Below are 294 nucleotides of genomic sequence, written 5' to 3'. Positions count from 1 at the left end.
CTTCAGCTGCCAGGTGCCCGACCTGGGCAACGTGCGCCCGTTGTTCGCCGCCAGTCTTGCAGCCGATGCCAGCCCGGCCGCGCGCAAGCAGTTCACCGACGCCTACACGCAGGCGCTGCGGAGCGGCGCGCGCGTGCCGGTCAGCGGCACCTTCACCCTGTACCCGGCCAAGGACAACGGCTACTGGTACAGCGGCAATTTCGATGATCTGGTGGGCACCGTGGCCGGCGCGCTGGCACCGTTCGAGACGCTGAGGGCGGCGTTCGGCAAGCCCTGAAAAAGCTAACCTTGCCG

General features: G+C 68.4%; 1 protein-coding gene. It reads left to right on the top strand.

The features are described 5' to 3' along the window. On the top strand, positions 1 to 277 hold a 277-nt coding region (locus EN852_RS39360), incomplete at its 5' end, for a hypothetical protein (RefSeq protein WP_210238337.1). Positions 278 to 294 lie beyond the last annotated feature (17 nt).

It is taken from the genome of Mesorhizobium sp. M2E.F.Ca.ET.209.01.1.1, from assembly GCF_004010375.2.
GTDB lineage: Bacteria > Pseudomonadota > Alphaproteobacteria > Rhizobiales > Rhizobiaceae > Mesorhizobium.
This window is presented reverse-complemented; position numbering and strand designations above follow the sequence as displayed.